Here is a 3,832-nt window from a genome sequence, read left to right as displayed (position 1 = left end):
GCCGAGGCGATCTCCTGCTCGACGTCCATTGGCTCGCATGCTCGTGGTTGGAGGATGACGGGCATCTGCCTCCCCCCGGCTGATCCACCAAACCGCGTGCGGACGCAAGCGGCTGGCCTCCTGGCATCCGCCAGAGCCGGCCCGCCCGGACCTCGTTCTTGCACTGCTGGCGTGCATGGCGGCTGGATCCGTCTCGCCAAGTGGGCTGCCGGTCGAGATGCCGGCCGACAGTGGTCTGCTGGCGGCCCAACGTGAAGAGATCGATCAAGAACGAAAAAAATACGGATAAAATTTTACGGGTTATTACTCTATCCGGATAGATGGGTTTCCATTGCGAGATCAGTCGTCGTGACTTCGTAGAGAGTGTTGCATTCAGGTCTTCCGATTTCTGTATGCGGGCGAGAAACCGGCGCAGGATCTACTTTGAGTGTTGTGCCGGCGGCAAGAAGGCATGTTGCACTAATGTCGCAGGGCTCCGTCTACGCCCAATGGAAGCAGCGAAACGAGTTGAGGCGTGCAGGCGTGGTGGGCAACTACTCCCTCGGCGACTGGGCCGTGAAGGTCACCTGGTTTATCGGATAGGATCTCGTTCGGAACCTCCGGTCCGGTTCAGAAGGTCGCGCTAGTTCGAGAAGGAAGGATAGATATGAGGATCAAGACCCTCCTGTTGGCCGGCGTGGCCTCAGGCGTTGTCGCGGCTGCCGGGGCCGCCAACGCGGCCGAGGTGATGCCGGGCGGCGCGCTCGACATCACCCTGTCCGGTCAGTTGCGGGCGGGCGTGCTGTTCGGCGAGAACGACTCGATCAGCGGAAGCGATCCCGGCTACGGGATGTACACCAACAACCGTTTCTTCATTGACGTCCGTGGCAAGGACGACGGCAGCCTGATGGAGTACGGTGGTCGGTGGCGTCTGCGCCTCGACAACGGTCGTGGCTCCGACAACAACCTGGTCGACCGCAGCTGGCTGTTCATCCGCGGCGGCTGGGGTGAAGTGCGTCTCGGTAACGAGGTCGGCCCGGCCGATAACTCGAAGGTCTTCTCGAGCGTGATCGCTGCCGGTACCTCCGGTATCGACGGTGACTTCAACCCGGCGTTCGATAACGCGGTGTACACCTATGTCGTGCCGCTCTCGGGCGCCTCGACCAAGATCGTGTACTACACGCCTGAGATCGCGGGGTTCCAGGCTGGCGTGTCGTTCGCTCCGGATGACGATGCCGGTGGTCTGGTCAACCAGAACGACGACAGTGACCTGGGCGGCCGTCAGCACGTCGAAGGCGCTGTCACCTACAGGGGCGCCTTCGCCGGTGTCGACATCCTGGCCGGCGTGACCGCGTCGACCGCGAAGTTCGGCCCGGATGACGAGGACCTCAACGGTATCAGCGGTGGTCTGTCGTTTGGCCTGTTCGGCTTCAACGTTGCCGGTGCCTATGGTCACAACGGCGGCGATCTGGCCGATGTCGATTGGTGGAACGTCGGTATCGGCGGCTCCTTCGGCCCGGCCAAGCTGAGCCTCGAGTACTCGCAGGCCGACGGTAACGTCGATCCGCTCCTCGGCGGTACCCCGGGCGACAGCACCCCGACCGCCATCGTCCTCTCGGGCACGATGGGCATCATGCCGGGCGTCTCGCTCCTGACCGACATCGGTCTGTACGACACCGATCTGCCGGGTTCGGACGAGAACTTCGCCGGTCTGGTGGCGGTCGACATCCAGTTCTGATCCGGTCCCCGAAAGGGGCGCAGATCTGCTGGGATGCTGCGGCGGGGGATGCCCCGCCGCAGTTTTTTCTTTTCCTCCTCGCACTGTGCCCGGCGCCCTGGCAGAATGGCGTGCGCGGCGTAGATGTGGATGATGTTGCCCGGATCGCCGGGCGGACCTGCGGGAGTGGCCTGGGATGTGGCGGTTGCTGGCGGCCAGCATCGTCGGTTTGATTGGGATGAGCCAGGTCGCGGCAGCGGCAGATCTGGTCGCCGGTGGCTATGTCGGCCAGTCAGGCGAGCCTGCCGCCGATGGCGAACGTCCCGGCACGATGAGCTTCGGCTTCACGCCCAGAGGCAGCGCCACGGACCGCCTGCGCTTCGATCTGACGGCAGCGCCGCTCGACGTCGCCCCGCAGCCGCGTGCGGCGACTTCGCTCGCCGGTGGCGATGACCAGGGCTTCGTGCTGGGCGGCGCGGTTGTCTGGAACGACTGGACCTTCAACAGCACCATGCAGCAGTTGGGCGAGGGGCGGTTCCAGACCGAGCTGGTCGGGGCCGGGGTCGCCTATGGCGCGGTCGAGGCACGGCTGGCGCTGGCGGAGACCGAGACCCCGGTGGGCGACACCCGCTCGACCATGCTGCTCAGCACCGATCTCGCCGCCTGGTCCTGGCTGACCCTGGAGGGCGACCTCGCCTTCACCGGCCGCAGCGAGAGTCGGCCCGACGGCGACGCCGCTGGCCGGTTCGGCATCCGTTTGAGCTTCTGAGCGTCCTGCCACCGTTTTGCACTCAGGGCGTGCCCGGACTGGCGGAACGCCTGCGCCGTGCTATGGTCGCGCCGCGGAGAGGGTATAGGGACGACCCTCCAATCTTTGGCGGACCCGGGCTCGCATCGTGCGCAGAACACTCACCAGCATCCTAGTCGTGGCCGCACTCGCCGGCTGCAGCGAAGAAGTGACGCCGCCGGTCACCCAGTCGGAAGCCGGCGTGTGGGACACAGACCAGGCCCGGCGCCGCCAGCAGACCGGCACGATCTTCGGCTCAGACGGGCTGACTCTCTACGGTTCCCGCTCGCGGGAGGCCAAGGCCCGGCAGGAGGAGTCGGGCGGGGTCGGGGTGAACAGCTATCTCTGGCGCGCCTCGCTCGACACGATCGACTTCATGCCGGTCGCCAATGCCGACCCGTTCGGCGGGCTGATCACCACCGACTGGTTCCAGCCGGTGGAGACGCCGAACGAGCGCTTCAAGCTGCAGGTGCTGGTGCGCGACCAGTCGCTGCGCGCGGACGGGGTCAAGGTGTCGGTCTGGCGGCAGACCCGCTCGGAGAGCGGCGACTGGCTGGATGCCCCGGTCGATCCGCAGACCGCGCTGGCGCTGGAGGACCGGATCCTCACCCGCGCGCGCGAGCTCCGGATCGCCGCTGCCGCCACCGACTGACCGGCACAACTTTTCCCTTCTTCTCGCCTGGACCGGACCGAATTCCGCCATGTCCCGATATGCGTTGCGTGCCGCTGAACAGAAATGGCAGCGGATCTGGGAAGAACGCCGCCTGTTCGAGGCGCGGGTCGACAAGACCAAGCCCAAGTACTTCGCCATGGAAATGTTCCCCTATCCGTCGGGGCGCATCCATATGGGCCACGTCCGCAACTATGCGCTGGGTGACCTGATCGCGCGCTACAAGCGAGCCCAGGGCTTCAACGTGCTGCACCCGATGGGCTGGGACGCGTTCGGCCTGCCCGCCGAGGGCGCTGCGATCAAGCGCGGCATCCACCCGGCCAAGTGGACCTATGCCAACATCGTAGAGATGCGGGCGCAGCTCAAGACGATGGGCCTGTCGATCGACTGGTCCCGCGAGATCGCGACCTGCTCGCCCGAATACTACAAGCACGAGCAGGCGATGTTCCTCGACTTCCTCGAGGCGGGCCTGGTCTATCGCAAGGAGAGCTGGGTCAACTGGGACCCAGTCGACAACACGGTGCTCGCCAACGAGCAGGTGATCGACGGCAAGGGCTGGCGCTCCGGCGCCCCAGTCGAGCGGCGCAAGCTGAACCAGTGGTTCTTCAAGATCACCGACTATGCAGATGACCTGTTGAAGAGCCTGGAGAAGCTGGACCGCTGGCCGGAAAAGGTCCGG

At 65.5% G+C, this 3,832-nt stretch carries 4 protein-coding genes; all 4 read left to right on the top strand.

Going from position 1 to position 3,832, the window contains the following annotated elements:
* Positions 1 to 646 precede the first annotated feature (646 nt).
* Positions 647 to 1,717: a porin gene (locus EQG76_RS12730; RefSeq protein WP_159713860.1), complete on the top strand. Its 1,071-nt coding sequence runs from the start codon at positions 647 to 649 to the stop codon at positions 1,715 to 1,717.
* 175 nt (positions 1,718 to 1,892) lie between these two features.
* A complete protein-coding gene (locus tag EQG76_RS12725; RefSeq protein WP_159713858.1) occupies positions 1,893 to 2,465 on the top strand; it encodes a hypothetical protein in 573 nt (190 codons plus the stop codon).
* Between the two features lie 127 nt (positions 2,466 to 2,592).
* Complete coding sequence (locus tag EQG76_RS12720; RefSeq protein WP_235031339.1) at positions 2,593 to 3,135, top strand: DUF3576 domain-containing protein; 543 nt, start codon at positions 2,593 to 2,595, stop codon at positions 3,133 to 3,135.
* Positions 3,136 to 3,184: 49 nt separating this feature from the next.
* Positions 3,185 to 3,832 (top strand): class I tRNA ligase family protein (locus EQG76_RS12715; protein WP_159713856.1); only part of this gene is annotated, 648 nt, incomplete at its 3' end.

Origin of the sequence: Geminicoccus flavidas, assembly GCF_009806515.1 — a bacterium.
Lineage (GTDB): Bacteria > Pseudomonadota > Alphaproteobacteria > Geminicoccales > Geminicoccaceae > Geminicoccus > Geminicoccus flavidus.
The sequence above is the reverse complement of the archived record's forward strand: the minus strand, read 5'-3'. Positions and strand labels throughout refer to the sequence as shown.

Excerpts from the sequence above, each read along its gene's own strand:
- EQG76_RS12730 (WP_159713860.1), top strand. The coding sequence starts at position 647 with ATGAGGATCAAGACCCTCCTGTTGGCCGGCGTGGCCTCAGGCGTTGTC.
- EQG76_RS12725 (WP_159713858.1), top strand. The coding sequence starts at position 1,893 with ATGTGGCGGTTGCTGGCGGCCAGCATCGTCGGTTTGATTGGGATGAGC.